Genomic DNA, 16,968 nt, shown 5'->3' with positions numbered 1-16,968 from the left:
TTCGTTATGACCTCAGTATAGGAAGCGAAAATGAACGGCAAATGAACAACATGTTACAGTTGAGGCAATATAATAGTGAAGTGGGTTCCCTCTGTTGTACTCTGTACTTCAATCGTTCCTCCGTGAATTCGAACAATCTTGTGGACAATAGCCAGTCCCAGACCTGTACGACCAGAAGCACGTTCGCGCGCACGATCTACACGATAGAAACGATCGAACAAAAACGGTATATGTTCTGGAGCGATGCCATCGCCCGTATCTTTAATGGTAATGATGCATTGTCTATCTACTTCCTCAGCATAGATTGCAATACTTCTCCCCTTCGGTATGTGATTTACCGCATTGCCGATCAGATTCATCCAGACCTGCATAAGCAACACATCATTCCCCCGGATCAGAATTGAATCCGGCACAGACATTTTCATAAGTAATTCCTTCTCTTCAAGCTGCCATTGTAACACTTGAACCGCTTGGCGAATGTGATCCTTTAGGGAGAATGTACTCTGAGTCAATGTTTCTTGTCCTTGTTCCAATGAAGAAAGTAATAACAGCTGTTTACTAAGCAAGGAAAGATGACGACTCTCTTCCTCGATAATAAATGCGTAGTGTTTACGTTCTTCTAGCGAGAGATCGCGCTCAGCAAGCACCTTGGCGAATCCTTGAATCGAAGTAAGTGGTGACTGAATTTCATGGGATACGTTGGATACAAACTGTTGACGTCCCTGCTCCACTCGTTCCAGTTCACCGCTCATCGTCATGAAATGTTCAGCCAATTGTCCAATCTCATCCCGCCGTTTGGTAGGTAATCTCAGGTTGTAGTTTCCTTGCGCGATTCGTTTGGTTGCATCGGTTAAACTTTCAATTGGCTTGACTAAATACCTTGTACTAATTAAGAAAAGGGCAACACTTATTCCTACCGTCAACAATCCGATCAAGGCAAAAAATATGCGTAACTCCCCAAATTGCAGCATGACATCTGGACGTATAAACAAGGCATACTGTTGATTATCGACCTGCATCGGCACGCCTACAGTATTGCTTAATCGATTATCGAAAAAGCCTGTAATAAAGGGTTGATTAGGGAATTTGGCAACGCCATGGTAGACATCACCAGCAAGAACCAGCTTAATCGATGACTGATCCAGATCCCTTTCCCGGAATTCACGACCATAATATCGCTCATCCGCTTGACCATCTGTAACATAGATTTCATAGCCAAGTGCTGCGGCGTTATGCAAATAAGAATCCATACCTTCGGGCTGTTGTTCTGCAAATCGTTTTATTTGTTGCGCAATGCCAACCAACTTTTCATCATTAAACGGTTTTAATTTGACATGATAATAGATATTAGAGAACAGAAAACCTAGAATGCCACTAACTGCAATAACTGCGATGGTAATCATGAACACCCGGAAGTATAACGATGATCTCAAGGAATCTTCACCTCAATCTTATAACCGATCCCCCGTACCGTTTGAATAACGAAATCATCCACATATTCAGCAAAACGCTGACGAAGCCGCTTAATATGTACATCTACTGTACGATCATCTCCCTCATAGTCCGCTCCCCACACAAGACGAATTAATTCATCTCTAGAGAACAGTCGACCCGGAAATTGGGCAAGCTGAGAGAGCAGTTCGAATTCCTTCATGGGCAAGAATAGAATGGATTCGCCATCCGTGACCTCAACATTTTTACGATCAATGACGATTCGATTCATTCGGATCATATCACTGGAAGTACGATTGTAGCGACGGAACAATGCCTTAACTCGGAAAACCATCTCTTCTGGTTCGAATGGCTTCGTCACATATTCATCCGTACCCTGGAGGTAGCCTTGCTTTTTATCCAAAAGCTGGTCCCGCGCCGTGAGCATGATGATCGGAATGTCGTAATTTTGCCTAATAACATTACATAGTTCGAGCCCATCCATCCTTGGCATCATAATATCGATGATGGCCAGATCAATACTGTTCTCTCTTAACCGTTCAATGGCTTCTACACCATCCTCTGCCTCAATCACTTGATACCCTTCTTTGGTCATGACATACCTTAAAAGCGCCCGTATATGGGCATCATCATCAACTAGGAGCAAATGCTTCATAATTACGTTCTCAGACCCCTTACCTATCAAATTTACGCATACTTATTACTTTGAATACAGGATACCTCTTCGATGTAAGAAATTGATCCCCTCCACCTTATACCACTGCATAAATTCATTGGTCACATGTTCATGCCTTAAGATGCCCATATAATCGGTGCCCGGCATTCGAGGCTGATAATCTGATTCAATGGTATAGAGGTTAAAATGAACTTCATCTTCATCCTCTGTAAATTCCGTCTGCTCCAATACTGCAATAACTTCCATCTTGGGTTAGAAATTGAAATCCATCTCGCTCCACGATATAAAACGGATAGTTGAGATGATTTAATACGATCCGTTGCTGGAACTCTTTTAATTCATCTGGAATTGTATCTATATACTGTTCTGCTGCGGTCTCATTATCAAATATACCCGAGATCCAGCTTCGCATGCCCTTATTAGCCACAATAATAAACATGACGCTCCTCCTTGCTACTCTTGTATAAAATGTCCGTGTTTTATTGCATAGCATATACTCTTGTAGCTACAAAAAAGGAACCGACCAAGGCCGATTCCTATCAAGTCTACACTTATTTCACCAAATAATCGATTACAAGATAGGACACTACGTTACGATCCCGAAGCGCTGAAGTTATCGCATCCGAGTGTGCACTTAGAATCCCATTCTGTAATAGAACCGGCTTGAAACCTCGTTCCTCTGCTCCATGATACGTAAAAGTCACGCATTCCTCTACCGCAAATCCGGAGATAATGACCAGCTCTACATTCTGACTTTGCAGCACCTGCTCCAGTTCCGTCTGCCAGAACGCATTGGAATTTTGTTTGGTGATGGCTAGGTCGCCATGCTTCACATCGATCTCAGGAATACAGCGGTATTCCTCTGGTTTAGCTTCATCCATACCTTCTACATCCTGAATCTGAACCACCACATGATTCTGTGAACGAAGCGCATCTGCAACGTGATTGATATACTCACATGCGCGATCGATCTTGGACTGCTCTACTCGATTCCGTACAATATGTTCTTGCATATCGACAATCAACAAACCTATTTTCACTAAACTTCCTCCTTAATGTCCATATGTACTAATGATTAATCTCTAAGTAACTCCTTCAGCATCCGGTCTCGGTTCTCCAAGAAACTGCGGGTAATCTGAACATGCTCGGTATCCTCGTACTCCACTTCCTGAATGGAGCCATGATCGAAGCTCAGTATGCTTGCTCCGGGGTAACCCAGAATAATCGGAGAGTGCGTTGCAATAATGAACTGAGAGGTATCCGAAAGGTCATGCAGAATACGCAGTAACGATAGCTGTCTCGCCGGGGATAATGCCGCCTCTGGCTCATCTAACAAATAGATTCCTTTTGAATTGAACCGGTTCATGAATAAGCTCAGAAAGGACTCGCCGTGCGATTGTTTATGTAAGGATTGACCTCCATAGTGTTTAAGAGAACCAACCTCCTCGACATGTGATGCAAATTGATAGAAGGATTCGGAGCGCATGAAGAAACCATTGGATATTTTGGGCAACCACCCTAGACGCAAGTAATGTCCTAATGAAGATTCGGATGCATGCGTATCATAATAATTGTTGCGCCCGCCTCCAGCCGTATTGAACCCGCATTGATAAGCAATACCTTCTAGTAGCGTAGATTTACCAGAGCCATTTTCACCTACAAAAAATGTAATGTTGCGCTTGAACTCAAGCCGTCCCAAAGAAGCGACAGTTGGAATATCGAACGGATGCTGGTTCTTTTGGCTAACTTGATCGTGCAACAACTCTACACTTTTTAAATACATAGATAAGCTCCTTTATAAGAGGTTTACTTCTGGCTTATTACATCGTAACCCATATTGTAGTCGATAAGAAATGCTTTTGACTAATAAAAACAAAAAGGCTAACCAGTATGTACTGGCTAACCTGATGTGATTCATGATGCGCTTACGAATAAACAAATCGACGCTGTGCCCAATAACTGAACAGGAAGATTGAAGCCTCTGTCAACAATTTTGCCGCAATGAGCGGAAGAATTAAGGTTTCGTTATAGAAGTACAGCAGACCATAATTCAATAGTAGCACGAGGATGACGAGTGCAAAATATTTGGGGAACGATTGGTGAACCTTGGACGTTTGTCCCCTTGTGAACACATACTTCCGGTTAACTGTATAGTTGAAGATTGAACTGCACAATCTCGCGGTAACCACGGCCAGAAATAGATGATGTGTGAAATATTGAATAATGAATAATAGGGCAAAATCGATCAGCGCCGATACAACCGAAGACGTGCTAAATTTAAGGATTGGCAGATAGATTCGTAACGAATCGACCAATGGGCGGAAATGAGACGAACGATTATGATCCAGGTACACCGTATCAATATACTCCTCGGTAATTACATACCCTTCTTGGTGTGCAGTCAACAGCATGTTCATCTCATATTCAAATCGTTCCCCAGGAATCTGAAGCAGCCAGCCTAACATAGAATATGGAAACCCCCGTAGGCCTGTCTGTGTATCATATACTTTGGTGCCTGTCGTAAGAGCAAACACACCCCGGGTAACCGTGTTACCAAATCGGCTGCGCAGTGGAATTCTCCCACTGAACTGACGGCTGCCAAGTACGATGCCAGGTGTCTGTTGCTCCTGCAACACATCGAATATTCGTTTAATATCATGCGGGAGATGCTGTCCATCACTATCCGCACAGACAACATAACCTGTCGTGTTGCTCTCCCGAATGTGTTGAAACCCCGTCTTGAGTGCCTGCCCTTTCCCCAAATTAACGATATGTGTGAGCACGGTGCATCCATACGCCTCGGCCGTTTCAAATATTCCTCGGTACGCAGGTCCGCTGCCATCATCCACGATCACAATGGGACCAAGACCAAATGTCTGTAATTGCAAAATAAGATTCAGTAAACGAACATCTGGTTCATATGCAGGAATTAATATGGTCATGATGCTTCACCCTCCTTGAGATACAGGATGTCACTGACGCCGCGTTCCTGATTTCTCCCCAGCGGATTATTGACAACTCTGCCCATAAAGTACATTGTCGACGATCCTCCACCGTCCAAGTTGTAGGCCTCGGTTGCGCCCAAGTCTTTCATCACAGCAGCAAGTTCAGCCAGTGTCATACCACGACTCTCATCCTGGCGTCCATCCACTACGACGAACACATAGTGATTCGGAGCAATCATTCCTATGGCCGTGCGGGGATTCGCGTCCTGTATAGAGCGGTTGCCGAAGTTGGTATCGATTTTCACACTACTAAAATCACTCACAATCTCACCATTCTGAATTAGAATAGGTCCAAAAGATAACGTATTGGTCACTCCTTCAGCAAGTAGCTCTGAGGAAGAAACTTCGGTCTCGTTATAAGTCTTGATCGTACCGTCATTGAACAATGCGAGTGCATCACGGGTTGGACTATCCCGGTATACTGTACCGTTACGGATAATAACGCCATCATCTCGGAAGCCGTAATAATCACCATTGATGGCAAAGATCGCGTTATTCGCAGCAGCAATATCAGATGTGTTCTCAATAATGTTCGTGCCAAAGCTGTTATCCGCCAGTGCTGTGCGCAGACTACTTGCGTCAGCTACCGTCACATCCGCTACATAATAAGTAATCTGATCCGAACCCGTCCCGGTCTGAACTTTCTCAATGTTAATCTGCATATCATCACTGGTATAGTTCCAGTCATCCGATGTTGCATTCACTTCACTGCTTGTCTGTGTGGTCTCATTTGATGCAAGAGATGCAGTGTTAGTTGTGTCGTCGGCAACGACCACTTCCACATGCCTGATCAAATAACGGTCAGCTAGACTATAGAGTATGGAACCAATCGTTATGCTAAGGATTAGCGTAACAATTAACCATTTCCGCAGCCGTTTCGGGGATTGTGTTTGTCCGAACTTCCTGGGTCATTTTCTCTTCTATATGAATCTTGCTTGGTTGGTTTCTCATAGATCTTCAACATGGAAGCTCACCTCTTCATCTAAGTTCTTACAGCCATAATAGGCTGAGTAGCTTAAATGAATCTGAATAGATCATTCAGAGATTGCTATTACTCCGCTGTCGATTTCTTTGTTATAGAGGATTGGATTAGATATTATCTAGACTGGTATAGATATCAATTTGCAAAAGAAAAAGGTTACCCTTTCTCCGCTCTAGGAGTCCAGATAACCTTCTACAGGTAAGATGACGACCGCATCTCAAATAAATCTCAATTAACAATCTACAACATATTGGCAGGAGTAACCTGCCCGGTGCTTTTACTTCGATTATGCGTTTTGTTCATTGGGGAAAAGTGCATCGTATGCCGGACAAGGCAACTTTTCTAGAAAATCAGATAACGCACGGGGTTGGTTCGAATAGATATCTATTAGGGATGTACCTTGATAGATATTACCGATGACCACCGGGTGGCATAATTCACAGATGAGGATATCCCCGTTTCCATGTAAATGCAGCTGCTTGGTTCCGTCCACACAATTCGAGAAATAAACGCCAGGTTCCTCTCGGAAACCTAATTGATCGGCAAAGCGATCCATGCACGTGAAATAAAGGGTCGTATCCGGCTTCTTATGTGTAATGAGTTCCCTAACGGAATGAACAAGAGATTCCTTCGGTGTAATCTGACTCCAATTGCTATGTGGCATCACAATGCTGTTCTGAATCTCATGAATGCGAACGCCCATGTCGTAGACCTTCTCACTAATGGCTCGCATATTCGCTTGCGTGCCTTCAAATAGCAGAGTTTCCAGCACCGTCTCTAATCCTGCTTCGGTACACAGACGAATGTTCTGCTCCAACCGTTCATACATCCTTGGATGTACCCGGTAATACGCTGCATACGCGTCTGGTTCCGTATAGTTAAACGAAATATGAATATTGGATAATCCTGCATCACGCAAAGCATGTATTCGTTCTTCTGTCAGCAAGGTTGCATTTGTATTCAACTGTGTGTCAATGCCATGGGCTGCACAATACGTCACAATCTCCAAACAGTCCTGATATTTCAGGGTCACTTCTCCCCCAGACAAACGCACTCGTTTGAGCCGTGGAAGCTCACTGATAATCCGGATAACCTCCTGAGCACTAATACATTCTCCATCATCTCGATTATATGCACAGCAATAGTCGCATTTGTAATTACAATTGGATGTCACTCCCACTTCCAATCCTTCAAGCTCATATACGCCGGGCGTTTCAAGTTCAAGTGATTTATACCTATTTTTAGCTGCCAATTCGGTGTACCTCCTGATTGCGTTATTCCATGTTTTTCAACTTGGAGATTATAACGGATTACAGGTGATGCCCGATATGACATTATGTACGTTCATGATGTTTAGGTTTGTCTAATTAATATATCTCCCGCTTACCGGATAAACGTATTCCGAACTCGTTCAGATTTAATAAAATAAGGAATCCATATTGCGCAGGTGATAACCAACCTTACAATTCCGGTTAACCCACTTCCATCCTCAAGTTCTCTCGCAATAGGAATCTGAAGCAACAACAGATAATCGATGATGCTCACAGCTAAACTAACACTATAAAATATGATCATCAGACGAGGGAATACAGATTTCTTTCGATAAAACATAACAAGCGTAACTATGCTAAATACGAAGAACAGCGCATTATATGTGGCTTCAAACATAATGATCGGCCCCCACCAAGGGTGGTAAAAGCTCGATTGGTTCGACGTTAAAATCTCCCATGTCTCTGGGTTCAAAGCTGTTAAGGAGTACCGAAATAATTGGACTAGAACCATAATCATTGTAAGATAAAGTCCAATCTGTACAAGAACCAGCCACCCACCAAGCCCAGATATACCTAACGGGCGATAATCTACTTTTTGCTCTTCTGTATGTGGTTGCATTACACTAACACTTCCTATTCTATGTAGTTATTAGTTATGATTCTATGACTCCTGATCTCTCCACCATGAATGAATCCATTCTCCATTTTTCTTCAATAGACCTGATCGTAAAAGGTTCTTATCCTTCAACTCCTGAAATAACACCATATAGTCGCATTCAAGACTCTCCCAATCTTCGTAAATCTTCATCTCTTGCAGAATAGAGGCATGTATGTAACCTTTCTCTCTCCATTCCGGCTTCTGATCAACCCAATCGCCATAGATGAATCCTGGCCATGCATCGCCTTTTGCAGAGCGTAATAGATTTTTCTCCGTGTTCTCGTTACCCCTAGTAAACCCTCTTAACTGATTCTTATCATTATCCATGTAAATCGTTCCACATTCTGGACATTGATAAACCGTTCGAGTCAGATCGCCCCACAACCTTCTGACTTTCATCGCTGCGCTCTCTTTGTCTTCCGCGGAAGGCCCCGATTGCTCAATGGCTCGATCAATCTCATCCAGAAAATCAAACTCGTCCTGATCTGAGATGATATATCCCTTATAAGATAAATAATCGGTTGTGTCTGAAATGCGATTGCCGCAATTGCAATAAAAGTGCATATGGTTCTCCTCCTTTCCTCATAATATCCTCCATTCATACACCTCTTAGCGATCTGTAATCTTCGATGGTAATAGCGTACATGTTCAAGTCATGGAGCTCTTGCTTCACCTTGGCATAATTACGCAGAATTCCTTCGAACTTCATACCCGTTTTCTCCATAACCTTTGCGGAACCTGTATTGTTGACCATACACATCGCCTGAATCCTTACAAGACCTACTTCTGTAAAACCAAATTGAATGATTCGGTTCACAACCTCGGTCATAATACCTTTATTCCAATAATCATTTGAGAGAACATACCCTATTTCAACTTTCATCGTATGACTATCGCAATTTAGATAATTGCAGCTACCAATCAGCTTCCCAGTTGGCTTATACTCGATTCCCCATGGCCCCAACTGATCAGCTTCATACCGACTTAAGATAAAATCAATAAAGCCCTTTGTATCCGCCTTGCTCTCATGCTTGTCCCATGTGGTATAACGGGAGACATCCGGGTGAGAACAGTAGCCGTACATATCATCCAGATCTGAATACGTGATTGGTCGTAAACGTGTACGCTCTGTTTCCAGGATAGGGAATGGATCAAAGTAACTCGCAATCGTCTTCATGGATATAAGCCCCCTATTAATTAAATTGATGTTGAAATTAATCTTTGAAGCGTAACCCTTCTTCCTCCATGGACTTGCGAAGGCTCGGCATTGAGGAAGGCCCGATACCATGCAACTTCAAAATATCCTTCTCACGATAATTAGAAAGCTTCTCTAGCGTTGTGATCCCTTCATGCTCCAATGCCCGCCGAGCCGGTGCACTAAGAAGACTTAAAAATCCCGTTAGGGGTTTGTGTTTCTTCTCGCATTCTGGACATGTAGGACAGTCGCTGCTTTTATAATATTGGTGACCTTGTGCACATGTTCGTAATGTTTTATTGGTTTCTGCCAACACGACTCACCCTTTCATTGGACTTTATCATCTGATTAAGGTCGAGGCGATAAAATGGTATCCTTTCTATCTACTGTAGAAGTGAAGAACTGTTGCTGGATATTTTCTCGCCATGCAGTTTTTATACGATCTCTTCCTATAAGGTCACACCGCGCCTGAACCCGATTAACATGCGCTTCATCTGCCTTAATCTGTTCTTCAATCTGTTCATATTGTTCCATTGAATCGTACTCCCACATCGCAAAAATCTCGCTAATCTCATCATCGATGGGCATATGCCATCTTCCTATCAATCTTGCACCATATTTCTGCTGTGAAGGCAGCAAGATTTCATTAAACAAAGCATTAAATTCCTCAACAAATGAAGAATATATGATGTACGTCTTCCTACGATAGATCATATTTCATCCCTCCTAATTTCAAAGGAAATTCAACTCTTTGATTGCAAAGCTAAACGATCATTCTCTTGTTTTTCGTTCGATGTACTCCTGAATCGCACTGTCCAGTAACTTTTGATTAAAATCTGGCCAGTAGGTTGGCGTAAACCATAGTTCGGAGGTGGCTGACTGCCATAGCAGAAAGTTGCTCAGACGGATCTCCCCACTTGTACGAATGATGAGTTCAGGTGAAGGTTGACCCTCGGTATACAAATACGATTCGAACAGCTCTTCCGTTATCTCATCTGGATGAATGCCGGATGCCACTATTTGTTCCATGGCATGCATAATATCAGCCCTACCTCCATAATTCATCGCAAAATTCAAGATCATTCCATCATTGTTCCTGGTTCGTTCCACAGTTGATTGCATCATATCCGTTAACCCCGTCGAGAATTTACGAATATCCCCCAGAAATTGTACTCGGATGTTATTTTCGTCAAATTCCTGCAACGTTGCTTCATCAAAAAATTGCTCTGGTAAACTCAGAATATAATCCACTTCATCCTTGGGGCGCTTCCAGTTCTCAGAGGAGAATGCATACAGCGTGAGATATTTCAAATTCATCTTGCAACAGATCCGAATAATTTTCCGCATCGTTTTCATACCAGCATAATGCCCTGCCGTTCGTGGTAATCCACGCTGTTTAGCCCATCGACCATTGCCATCCATCATCATAGCGATATGATTAGGAAAATGATCATTTTGAATTCCTTGACCTGGCATCTTCTTGGTTATCATGTTAAATCCCCTCCATATCAAGCTCATCCATAAAATCATACATCGTTGGCAGTCATAATAATTGATTCCAGCCCTCTAATTCGTATAATGATATCTAAGGGAGATGATTCCAAATTAACAAGCAAAATATCAGCACAACCATTTCAGCAGATTTAATCGTTACTCACCTAACTGGTAAGATTACTACAGATGACGTTAACGAATGGTTTGTAGGTTTCGAGCAAGCTTGCCAGCAATTTGTTTCCGAAGGTCGGACATTTAAATTGTTGGTCGATCGAAAAGGATACATTCCAGATCATTTTTCTGTGCAAAAGGCTTGGAAGGATAAGTTCTTCAACAAACAGCTTCTGCAACACACTCAGGCTATTGCTTTTCTCCTTGAAGAAGGCGAGATCATGAACTATTTAGAACAATCAAATACGACCGAATCCGTTAAATTCTTTGCTGATGATGAACAAGCATTGAAGTGGTTGAAGGAATACTCCATATAAATTTAGGAAGAACCAGTTGCTCATTATCAACTGGTTTTTTAATGACTAGAACTTTTAACATCCCTGTCTCAGAAAACTCGTATCTGAATGAGAAATAATCTTTTCACAACTACTTCTTACTGCTTGTTACCTACCGCAATCCATCTTCGATCAATATCCTCAAACACAAATTCCTTATTGTTATAATCCGTGGTAGATAGCGGACGTACAATATTTACACCTAACTCTCTTAACGTGTTCTCCATCTGCTCCTGGGCATCGGTAATGAAATACGCATCGTACCCATAACCGTGCACTTCTCGATTAGGTATAATTGCTTCTTGGTTCGATTGAGTTAATACGATTTCAACCTGATCCATATATAGGCACACATGAGGTTCACTTGAATCCAGATAACGTACAACCCGGAAGCCCATTCGTTCGTAGAACCCTGCTGTAGCAGCCATATTTACACTAGGAAACATCTGTAAACAATGTGTAAAGCCCTCTTTTGTCATGAATTCATCTCCCTCTCCAGAGATTATTAAGCATTCAGCCAGCCTTCAATCTCAGCACTCATATTTTCGTACCTTTGCAGACTTTCTAACGTTCCAATGACTTGAGATGTTCCCAGCTGTTGTTCTGTTTGATCGGTGCATTCAATCTTTAAGGATCGCTTCAAGCTATATTCCAGCCATGCTAACTTGCCTTCATAACCATGATTCAACACCATGCCCCAATCGGCCTTTTGTTCACCTGCTTGTTTCCGATATGCACGGACAAATGCCATGAATTTAACTTGACTAACACTACCTGTATCACGAACAGACCAATAGATTGCAGTTTCAACCAGATCATGCAGTGGAGTAATCAATCCTGCCGATTCCCAATCAATAATAATAGGTTTATTATGCCGCCACATGACATTTTTGGGCTCAAGATCCCGATGACTGACCACCTGATCTACGCTCAATATTGTTGAAGCAGTGTTAGCCTTGGCAGTCCATTCATCGAGCTTGTGCACCTGGTTTTCCAATAGCGCAGCCCACTCTATATTTTCGTGCAGACCTCGTTTCATATAGCCGTTCCAGTCGATTTCTAGTTGTTGGGCTTGCTGAAGACTTGTATCAATTACCGACGAACAATCCGTCCGATGTATCTGTCCGAGAATCGTACCCATCTGTTCACAATAAAACGAAGTAACATCCTTAGACTGCAGAGTCTTCCCATCAATCCATTGAAAAACGAGATAGTATTGACCTTCAATACGGTGCACAGCATTACCATTGAAGATCATAGCTGGTTGTGCAGCAATAGAGCCGGCTAGCTTATTCGCAATTCGTTCCGACTGTATATAATTCGTAACCGCTTCAGGTCTGAGCATAATTTGAGGATTGAGTGCCTTCACTGCATACTTATTTAGACTAGTAACTACGGCATAAGTCCTATGTAATAACCCTCCTGAGATGGCTGTAGGCGTTCCTACTACATCGCCAAGCGCCAACTCACTGCACAATTTTTCAAAGTTTAGATTATACTGAATCTCATTCATGAGTTAACTACCTCTCTATTGTTAGCGTTAACAGAAAAGACAGACAGCACCCTGCCTAAGCCGAGTCTAGAATCCAGCGCTTAATCTATCGGTCCCTCGATCGCCTTCCCTAATTTCAACTTAAATTGTACAGAATCAGGCGATAGATTATTTACATAAATTCGGTACATCCCACTTTCAGATACCTTGATAACTACGCTGCCTGTTCCGGATGCAACAATTTCACTATAGATTTGCTCACTGGAGATCGACATAAGTCCAATTTCAAGTTCATTCACTTTTTCACTCGTTACATCCATTTTGAATGATTCATCTTGCTTGAATGGCAGTTGCCCAAAGTTATTGCTTCTTGAAGCACTCATGTAAATATCCAGGTTCTTGCTATCTTTTGTTTCAATCATTCCGATCATATTTACTTCTTCCGCTTCTAACGGAGCTTCATCTGGGGACAACAGGGTATCGTTCACAGCTGTAGAATCAGCTGTTGCTGGACTCCCCTCGTTATATTGCCTACTATTGTTCATAAAATAGATTAAGATGCAAATTAATATTGCACATAACAACATAACATTAATCCACATCAATATTTTCTTAGTCTGATTTTGCATACATGTCCTCCACTTAACCGCTCTCTTCCTCTAATAATACAATAGGATTCTTTATGTACTGATACGATAAGCCATTTTTTCATGTTTTTCCCTTATTTTATATTTTATCATACCACAAGCTTAATCAACTGCATTCAATAACTTCAGGTTAAACAAAATGTAATGATTGTGAGTATACCTTGACACATTTTTATACTCATATTTCTAATGAAACTGGTTGACACTGATATGAGGTGCTTTTATAATAAAAACATATCATATGAACAATTGCTCATATGTTCATAATAAGTTCGTAATTACAGCTTTTTCTTATTTTCATTACCCACTTCTTAATGAGACACTTTATGCAAAAAGGAGAGAACATCGTATGTCTGGACATCATCACAATCACGACCATGGTCATACTCATGCTGACACCAACAACAAGAAAGTACTGCTCGTTTCCTTTATCATCATTACCCTGTATATGTTCGTTGAAGCCGTTGGTGGGTTTATAACAAACAGCCTGGCATTAATATCAGATGCAGGTCACATGCTCTCAGACTCCATTGCCTTGGGAATTGCTTTGTTAGCATTCACATTTGGTGAGAAAGCCGTGAACACAGGTAAAACCTACGGTTATCGGCGTTTTGAGATTCTAGCCGCTACACTGAATGGAATTACCCTTATCGGTATTTCCCTATATATCTTTTACGAAGCCATTGGTCGCTTCATTAACCCACCCGAAGTAGCCACCGTAGGCATGCTGATTATCAGTACGATTGGATTGCTCATTAATATTCTGGTTGCCTGGATTATGATGCGAGGCAGTGACACGGAGAAAAATCTGAATATGCGCGGCGCATACTTACATGTCATCAGTGATATGCTCGGCTCTGTTGGGGCTATTGCTGCAGCTCTGCTCATGATGTTCTTCGGCTGGGGCTGGGCAGATCCATTAGCAAGTGTAATTGTGGCTGTACTCGTGTTACGAAGTGGATTCTTCGTTACCAAATCATCTCTACATATCCTCATGGAAGGTACACCTAAGAATGTAGATCTGAATGACCTTGTACAAACGATCCAAAACGTAGACGGCGTGCAAGGTGTACATGATGTACATGTATGGTCGATTACCAGCAATCTAAACGCATTAACCGCTCATATCGTAGTAGATGGCAAGATGGATGTGTATGCATCCGAAGTGTTGGTACAGAAGATTGAACATCTGCTGGAGCATAAAGAAATTAAACATGTGACTTTACAGGTTGAATCGGAGAAACACATGCATGATCGTTCCGTATTATGCACCGTAAAAGGCGACGCACCGGATGCGCATGCGCACCATCATCATTAAATTGGACAGCCAACATGTCCATCCAAAAAAGGGGCTATTCCCGCAAGTGGGAATAGCCCCTTTCCTTTTTTTCGCTGATTCGTGCATTCGCACTGCTCCATAGTCCGTGTCTTAATCTCCACCACCGCCACAAGATGAGCAACTGGACGAACTGCAAGAGGAGTCTGAGGATGAACCTGATGAGGAATCGGAATCTCCAGAAGAATGACTGTGATGATCGCTGGAATGATCTGCATAACAACTGGAACTACTCGAACAACCGCTACTTGACGAAGCCCCCTTCTCCCTCGGGAACATGTCTTGTTCCAGACTGTCCATATGCATTTCATACGTTAACTCATCTTGTATGGAGTAATATACCATTGCACTTGCCATGAGAAGAGCCACATTACTTGTACCTGAACCTGAGGTTCCAAGAGATAACTCTTTCTCGTTCAGGTTGGCTGATCGTTGTAACTGTTCCATTAGATAAGAAACCACTTGCGCTGTCTCAGGCTCCTCCTGTGTACGCCTAGCATGGAAAAGCTGGTTCACCAGTTCAGAACGTTCCCCTTCACAATCAGCCTCTGTACATCACTAGATAACGGATATCTGAAGAAATCACCCCAGATCGCAGAGCTGTAGGGAGTGAATTCAAATAGCTGACAATACACCCAGTCAAACCAAGCACGCGCACCTGGCGTATCACTGCGAGTAACTGCTGGCTCATGGTGTACCATGGCACCCATGAATTCTGCACAAAAATCGGCGTACGATCTTGTAAACATCAGCATTTCATGCCACAACTGATCCACCTGTTCACTGAACATAGGCACCTGCTTCAGCAGTGAGGCCATAATGAAATACCGCTTGAGCTCCAGCAGCTTCCACTGATACTCTAGTTTGCTCATGTAAGGATGCTCCTGTTGCAGCCGTAATTCCAGTTTGTCTTCAGAATGTGTATAGAAATGTGTTTGGAAGCTAGCTTCCAGTCTCTGAATGGTCTGGTTATATGCAATCTCTTTGCGTAATCCAAGATTCTGAGGTAAATTGGTACTTCTGTACATGTTCTTCCGACGTCTTCTTCGGCCTCTTATGGAACGATTTCCTTTCATCTTACGCCCTACTACAATGCCTATGATAATGAATATCGCTGCTCCAAAGTAAAAGATCCACACCACAATACAGTCTCCCCTTCCTGATTCTCTCTATGTATATTCATAACTTCCATTTAGTATAAATGAGGATCATTAACAATGAAAAGAGCCCTTTGGCATACATGCCAGGGGCGTTATCGTTGCTATGTTATTGCTACATATCATCTTATGACAATGCAATGACTAGACTCGTTATAAGAAGTAGCAGGGTTACAGGTGTCCAGATTCTTCGTTCCCACACACTTGGTGTCATAAGATTCATTATCGTGCCGAGCACCAAGTAGGCAATAATAAACCAAATCGCCGTATCTGCAAACGCTGACCATGCAGGCAGTAGCAAACCTGATTTACTTAAAACAATGACTCCGATCAGAACTAGAACGGCGATCTGAAACAAACAAGTAATACGCATAAAGCGGGGGTATTGACCGGGGAATTTTCCACCCATTGCGTATTCGCCCCATGGCACACCAGCAGCTAATGCAGCTTGGAAGAGAATGACGACAACGATCAATATAGCAAATATGATCTCTGACATGATAATCAATACGGCCACTCTCCCCGATGACTAGAGACAATACGTTGTTGCCTCTAGAATGCAATCCTTTTACAACACTATATGCCCAAGTCCTTCACTAAATACAGCAATAATTCATCATCTACCATCACAGGTTGTCCAGGTACCACTTGAACATTGTTATACATGATCCCTTTCCCATCCATGACATAGCCACGCTTGGTATACATCATTTGCGCATTTCCATAATCTTGATATAATCCTACACCGAGTCCAATACGCGTGTAATCTTGGGCTGCAATTTTCTCCATCTCATCCAGTAAAGCGCTGGCAATTTTCTTTCTTCTGAATTCCGGGAATACGTTGAGATCATTGATCTCGGGAATATTATCAAGGTTGAAAAACGGATACTCCGAGTGATGTAACAGGTGGCAGGCACCCGCGAGTACCTCGTTGTGGAATGCCAATAGGGTTACTCGCTTTCCTTGTACATTCTCCTCCAAACACTTTGCAAAGTAATTGCCCGAACGATACCATGGAAAATGATTAACGAATTCACGATCCAACATGGCTGCATGTTCCTGGGTCGAAAGTTGTTTTAGCGTAACACTGCTCATCT

Annotated in this window: 23 protein-coding genes; 2 read left to right on the top strand and 21 right to left on the bottom strand. The window is 42.5% G+C overall.

Annotated elements, in window-relative coordinates:
• Positions 1 to 53 precede the first annotated feature (53 nt).
• From DMB88_RS08285 to DMB88_RS08220, 14 genes are all read right to left on the bottom strand, one after another.
• Positions 54 to 1,403 (bottom strand): sensor histidine kinase, encoded by a 1,350-nt coding sequence (locus tag DMB88_RS08285; RefSeq protein ID WP_128104365.1) that lies wholly within the window; start codon positions 1,401 to 1,403, stop codon positions 54 to 56.
• 26 nt (positions 1,404 to 1,429) lie between these two features.
• Positions 1,430 to 2,107 carry a response regulator transcription factor gene (locus DMB88_RS08280; protein WP_128100977.1) on the bottom strand — a complete coding sequence of 226 codons (678 nt, stop codon included), beginning with the start codon at positions 2,105 to 2,107 and terminating at the stop codon, positions 1,430 to 1,432.
• A gap of 220 nt (positions 2,108 to 2,327) precedes the next feature.
• Positions 2,328 to 2,567, bottom strand: a complete 240-nt coding sequence (locus tag DMB88_RS08275) for a hypothetical protein (RefSeq protein ID WP_128100976.1) — start codon at positions 2,565 to 2,567, stop codon at positions 2,328 to 2,330.
• 112 nt (positions 2,568 to 2,679) lie between these two features.
• Complete coding sequence (locus DMB88_RS08270; RefSeq protein ID WP_128100975.1) at positions 2,680 to 3,168, bottom strand: cysteine hydrolase family protein; 489 nt, start codon at positions 3,166 to 3,168, stop codon at positions 2,680 to 2,682.
• 35 nt (positions 3,169 to 3,203) lie between these two features.
• Positions 3,204 to 3,911 (bottom strand): AAA family ATPase, encoded by a 708-nt coding sequence (locus DMB88_RS08265; RefSeq protein ID WP_128100974.1) that lies wholly within the window; start codon positions 3,909 to 3,911, stop codon positions 3,204 to 3,206.
• Positions 3,912 to 4,053: 142 nt separating this feature from the next.
• Positions 4,054 to 5,070, bottom strand: a complete 1,017-nt coding sequence (locus tag DMB88_RS08260) for a bifunctional glycosyltransferase family 2/GtrA family protein (protein WP_128100973.1) — start codon at positions 5,068 to 5,070, stop codon at positions 4,054 to 4,056.
• Positions 5,067 to 5,927, bottom strand: a complete 861-nt coding sequence (locus DMB88_RS08255) for a phosphodiester glycosidase family protein (RefSeq protein ID WP_254438500.1) — start codon at positions 5,925 to 5,927, stop codon at positions 5,067 to 5,069. Before DMB88_RS08255 ends, DMB88_RS08260 begins: the two co-directional genes overlap by 4 nt.
• A 474-nt stretch (positions 5,928 to 6,401) precedes the next feature.
• Complete coding sequence (locus DMB88_RS08250) at positions 6,402 to 7,367, bottom strand: radical SAM protein (protein WP_128100971.1); 966 nt, start codon at positions 7,365 to 7,367, stop codon at positions 6,402 to 6,404.
• 131 nt (positions 7,368 to 7,498) lie between these two features.
• Positions 7,499 to 8,005 (bottom strand): DUF2569 domain-containing protein, encoded by a 507-nt coding sequence (locus tag DMB88_RS08245; protein WP_128100970.1) that lies wholly within the window; start codon positions 8,003 to 8,005, stop codon positions 7,499 to 7,501.
• A 42-nt stretch (positions 8,006 to 8,047) separates the two neighbouring features.
• Positions 8,048 to 8,608: a hypothetical protein gene (locus DMB88_RS08240; protein WP_128100969.1), complete on the bottom strand. Its 561-nt coding sequence runs from the start codon at positions 8,606 to 8,608 to the stop codon at positions 8,048 to 8,050.
• Between the two features lie 34 nt (positions 8,609 to 8,642).
• Positions 8,643 to 9,221 (bottom strand): GNAT family N-acetyltransferase, encoded by a 579-nt coding sequence (locus DMB88_RS08235; RefSeq protein ID WP_128100968.1) that lies wholly within the window; start codon positions 9,219 to 9,221, stop codon positions 8,643 to 8,645.
• A gap of 37 nt (positions 9,222 to 9,258) precedes the next feature.
• The gene (locus DMB88_RS08230; protein ID WP_128100967.1) at positions 9,259 to 9,552 is read right to left on the bottom strand and encodes an RNA polymerase alpha subunit C-terminal domain-containing protein; all 294 of its coding nucleotides are present in this window, start codon (positions 9,550 to 9,552) and stop codon (positions 9,259 to 9,261) included.
• 35 nt (positions 9,553 to 9,587) lie between these two features.
• Entirely contained in the window at positions 9,588 to 9,953 is a 366-nt protein-coding gene (locus DMB88_RS08225) for an NIPSNAP family protein (RefSeq protein WP_128100966.1), read from the bottom strand.
• Between the two features lie 57 nt (positions 9,954 to 10,010).
• Positions 10,011 to 10,730, bottom strand: coding sequence for an undecaprenyl pyrophosphate synthase (locus DMB88_RS08220; protein ID WP_254438499.1), 720 nt, complete (start codon positions 10,728 to 10,730; stop codon positions 10,011 to 10,013).
• A gap of 113 nt (positions 10,731 to 10,843) precedes the next feature.
• Here DMB88_RS08220 and DMB88_RS08215 point away from each other — a divergent pair, with 113 nt between their 5' ends.
• A complete protein-coding gene (locus tag DMB88_RS08215) occupies positions 10,844 to 11,221 on the top strand; it encodes an STAS/SEC14 domain-containing protein (RefSeq protein WP_128100965.1) in 378 nt (125 codons plus the stop codon).
• Positions 11,222 to 11,337: 116 nt separating this feature from the next.
• Here DMB88_RS08215 and DMB88_RS08210 read toward each other — a convergent pair whose 3' ends face one another.
• From DMB88_RS08210 to DMB88_RS08200, 3 genes are all read right to left on the bottom strand, one after another.
• A complete protein-coding gene (locus DMB88_RS08210) occupies positions 11,338 to 11,718 on the bottom strand; it encodes a VOC family protein (RefSeq protein ID WP_128100964.1) in 381 nt (126 codons plus the stop codon).
• Between the two features lie 26 nt (positions 11,719 to 11,744).
• Positions 11,745 to 12,752, bottom strand: coding sequence for an aminoglycoside phosphotransferase family protein (locus DMB88_RS08205; protein ID WP_128100963.1), 1,008 nt, complete (start codon positions 12,750 to 12,752; stop codon positions 11,745 to 11,747).
• Between the two features lie 80 nt (positions 12,753 to 12,832).
• Positions 12,833 to 13,360, bottom strand: a complete 528-nt coding sequence (locus tag DMB88_RS08200) for a hypothetical protein (RefSeq protein WP_128100962.1) — start codon at positions 13,358 to 13,360, stop codon at positions 12,833 to 12,835.
• A gap of 367 nt (positions 13,361 to 13,727) precedes the next feature.
• On the opposite strand from DMB88_RS08200, the gene DMB88_RS08195 reads away from it, so the two are divergent.
• Entirely contained in the window at positions 13,728 to 14,696 is a 969-nt protein-coding gene (locus DMB88_RS08195; protein ID WP_128100961.1) for a cation diffusion facilitator family transporter, read from the top strand.
• On the opposite strand, the gene DMB88_RS30185 is transcribed toward DMB88_RS08195, so the two are convergent.
• The 4 genes from DMB88_RS30185 to DMB88_RS08175 all read right to left on the bottom strand — a co-directional run bounded on the left by DMB88_RS30185 (position 14,693) and on the right by DMB88_RS08175 (position 16,966).
• The gene (locus tag DMB88_RS30185; protein WP_164848646.1) at positions 14,693 to 15,025 is read right to left on the bottom strand and encodes a hypothetical protein; all 333 of its coding nucleotides are present in this window, start codon (positions 15,023 to 15,025) and stop codon (positions 14,693 to 14,695) included. The genes DMB88_RS08195 and DMB88_RS30185 overlap by 4 nt on opposite strands.
• Positions 15,026 to 15,226: 201 nt before the next feature.
• The gene (locus DMB88_RS08185; RefSeq protein WP_128100959.1) at positions 15,227 to 15,856 is read right to left on the bottom strand and encodes a glycine-rich domain-containing protein; all 630 of its coding nucleotides are present in this window, start codon (positions 15,854 to 15,856) and stop codon (positions 15,227 to 15,229) included.
• A 142-nt stretch (positions 15,857 to 15,998) separates the two neighbouring features.
• A complete protein-coding gene (locus DMB88_RS08180) occupies positions 15,999 to 16,370 on the bottom strand; it encodes a hypothetical protein (RefSeq protein ID WP_128104363.1) in 372 nt (123 codons plus the stop codon).
• Positions 16,371 to 16,447: 77 nt separating this feature from the next.
• Positions 16,448 to 16,966 (bottom strand): GNAT family N-acetyltransferase, encoded by a 519-nt coding sequence (locus DMB88_RS08175; RefSeq protein WP_128100958.1) that lies wholly within the window; start codon positions 16,964 to 16,966, stop codon positions 16,448 to 16,450.
• Positions 16,967 to 16,968 lie beyond the last annotated feature (2 nt).

Source organism: Paenibacillus sp. DCT19 (assembly GCF_003268635.1).
GTDB lineage: Bacteria > Bacillota > Bacilli > Paenibacillales > Paenibacillaceae > Paenibacillus.
The sequence above is the reverse complement of the archived record's forward strand: the minus strand, read 5'-3'. Positions and strand labels throughout refer to the sequence as shown.

Excerpts from the sequence above, each read along its gene's own strand:
- DMB88_RS08280 (WP_128100977.1), bottom strand. The coding sequence starts at position 2,107 with ATGAAGCATTTGCTCCTAGTTGATGATGATGCCCATATACGGGCGCTT.
- DMB88_RS08275 (WP_128100976.1), bottom strand. The coding sequence starts at position 2,567 with ATGTTTATTATTGTGGCTAATAAGGGCATGCGAAGCTGGATCTCGGGT.
- DMB88_RS08180 (WP_128104363.1), bottom strand. The coding sequence starts at position 16,370 with ATGTCAGAGATCATATTTGCTATATTGATCGTTGTCGTCATTCTCTTC.
- DMB88_RS08235 (WP_128100968.1), bottom strand. The coding sequence starts at position 9,221 with ATGAAGACGATTGCGAGTTACTTTGATCCATTCCCTATCCTGGAAACA.
- DMB88_RS08175 (WP_128100958.1), bottom strand. The coding sequence starts at position 16,966 with ATGAGCAGTGTTACGCTAAAACAACTTTCGACCCAGGAACATGCAGCC.
- DMB88_RS08195 (WP_128100961.1), top strand. The coding sequence starts at position 13,728 with ATGTCTGGACATCATCACAATCACGACCATGGTCATACTCATGCTGAC.
- DMB88_RS08265 (WP_128100974.1), bottom strand. The coding sequence starts at position 3,911 with ATGTATTTAAAAAGTGTAGAGTTGTTGCACGATCAAGTTAGCCAAAAG.
- DMB88_RS08210 (WP_128100964.1), bottom strand. The coding sequence starts at position 11,718 with ATGACAAAAGAGGGCTTTACACATTGTTTACAGATGTTTCCTAGTGTA.
- DMB88_RS08240 (WP_128100969.1), bottom strand. The coding sequence starts at position 8,608 with ATGCACTTTTATTGCAATTGCGGCAATCGCATTTCAGACACAACCGAT.
- DMB88_RS08205 (WP_128100963.1), bottom strand. The coding sequence starts at position 12,752 with ATGAATGAGATTCAGTATAATCTAAACTTTGAAAAATTGTGCAGTGAG.
- DMB88_RS08245 (WP_128100970.1), bottom strand. The coding sequence starts at position 8,005 with ATGCAACCACATACAGAAGAGCAAAAAGTAGATTATCGCCCGTTAGGT.
- DMB88_RS08260 (WP_128100973.1), bottom strand. The coding sequence starts at position 5,070 with ATGACCATATTAATTCCTGCATATGAACCAGATGTTCGTTTACTGAAT.
- DMB88_RS08225 (WP_128100966.1), bottom strand. The coding sequence starts at position 9,953 with ATGATCTATCGTAGGAAGACGTACATCATATATTCTTCATTTGTTGAG.
- DMB88_RS08200 (WP_128100962.1), bottom strand. The coding sequence starts at position 13,360 with ATGCAAAATCAGACTAAGAAAATATTGATGTGGATTAATGTTATGTTG.
- DMB88_RS30185 (WP_164848646.1), bottom strand. The coding sequence starts at position 15,025 with ATGAAATGCATATGGACAGTCTGGAACAAGACATGTTCCCGAGGGAGA.
- DMB88_RS08220 (WP_254438499.1), bottom strand. The coding sequence starts at position 10,730 with ATGATAACCAAGAAGATGCCAGGTCAAGGAATTCAAAATGATCATTTT.
- DMB88_RS08285 (WP_128104365.1), bottom strand. The coding sequence starts at position 1,403 with ATGATTACCATCGCAGTTATTGCAGTTAGTGGCATTCTAGGTTTTCTG.